Here is a 1652-nt window from a genome sequence, read left to right on the forward strand (position 1 = left end):
ATCTTCACTCAAGCTGATATTGACTCTTTCGCTACTTCATCTAAACAAATTGATGACCAACTGAAAGCCGGTAATAACCAAATTGCATTCGATGTTTATAATTTGTCCATGCAGAAGCGTTTTGAACGTTTCCAATATGCGCTGTCTTTACTAGATACTGAGATTAAGTTTGATACTGATGAAAGTATTGAGCTCAATCGTAGCGAAGCGGAATGGCCAAAAGATATCGCTGAAGTGAATGAGCTTTGGAGGAAGCGTGTTAAATACGACGCGTTGAATCTAAAACTTACAGGTAAAGAGTGGCCAGAGATTCAAGAAGTTTTGGAAAAGCGTTACAACAATGCGATGAAGCGTATTACGCAATCGCACAACGAAGATGCTTTCCAGATCTACATGAACGCATTCGCGCGAGAAGTTGACCCTCATACCAGTTACCTTTCTCCAAGAAATGCAGAGCAATTCCAGTCTGAGATGAATCTATCTCTAGAAGGCATTGGTGCTGTACTTCAAATGACAGACGACTACACCGTTATCCGATCTCTCGTTGCTGGTGGCCCTGCGTCAAACAGCAAACAATTGAGTGATGGTGACCGTATTGTTGGTGTCGGCCAAGATGGCGAAGATATTGTTGATGTTATCGGCTGGCGTTTAGACGATGTAGTGCAATTAATTAAAGGACCGAAAGGGACTAAAGTTAAGCTACAGATCTTGCCAGATGGTAAAGATGCAAAAAGTCACGTTGTCACAATTGTACGCGATAAGATTCGCTTAGAAGACCGCGCTGTTAAATCAGAAGTTATCGAGAAAGATGGCAAGAAGATTGGCGTACTAGAAGTACCAAGCTTCTATGTTGGCCTTTCTAAAGACACTGATAAACTGATCACCGAACTTAAAGAGCAAGGTGTCGAAGGTATCATTGTTGATCTGCGAAACAACGGTGGTGGTGCACTAACGGAAGCAACCGAACTCTCTGGTTTGTTTATCAAAGAGGGGCCCGTTGTTCAAGTTCGTGATAGCTACGGTCGTGTAAAAGTGAACAGTGATACTGATGGCGAAATTAGTTACCAAGGTCCATTAACGGTATTGGTGAATCGCTACAGTGCTTCAGCATCTGAAATCTTTGCAGCAGCGAGATTATGGTCGTGCAATCATCCTTGGTGAAAACTCTTTCGGTAAAGGAACGGTGCAACAACACCGCTCTTTGAATCATATTTATGATTTGTTCGATAAAGAGTTAGGCTACGTTCAATACACCATCCAGAAATTCTACCGAATCAATGGCGGAAGTACGCAAAACAAAGGTGTAGTGCCTGATATTGCTTACCCAACGGCAATTGATCCAGCAGATACTGGTGAAAGTGTTGAAGATAATGCTCTGCCTTGGGACAGCATAGAGAAAGCTAACTATTCAGTGTTACAGCGTAACGATGAGCAAGTTGCTGCTTTAACCGCTCAACACCAAGCTCGTATTGCGACAGACATGGAGTTTGGCTTTATCGCGCAAGATATTGAAAAATATAAGGCTGATAAAGATGATAACGACCTTTCTCTGAACGAAAAAGTACGTCAACAAGAGAGTGATGATGGGGATGTGCTTCGTCTAGAGCGTATCAATCAACGTCAAAAAGCCGCTAAGTTAGAGGCATTTAAAA

At 42.4% G+C, this 1652-nt stretch carries 1 pseudogene; it reads left to right on the forward strand.

Features of this window, described 5'->3' with window-relative positions:
- A pseudogene (gene prc / locus AB4496_RS24590) lies at nucleotides 1-1652 on the forward strand (carboxy terminal-processing peptidase); the annotation flags it as partial.

It is taken from the genome of Vibrio sp. 10N.222.46.A1 (assembly GCF_041473595.1).
Classification (GTDB): Bacteria; Pseudomonadota; Gammaproteobacteria; order Enterobacterales; family Vibrionaceae; genus Vibrio; species Vibrio tasmaniensis_A.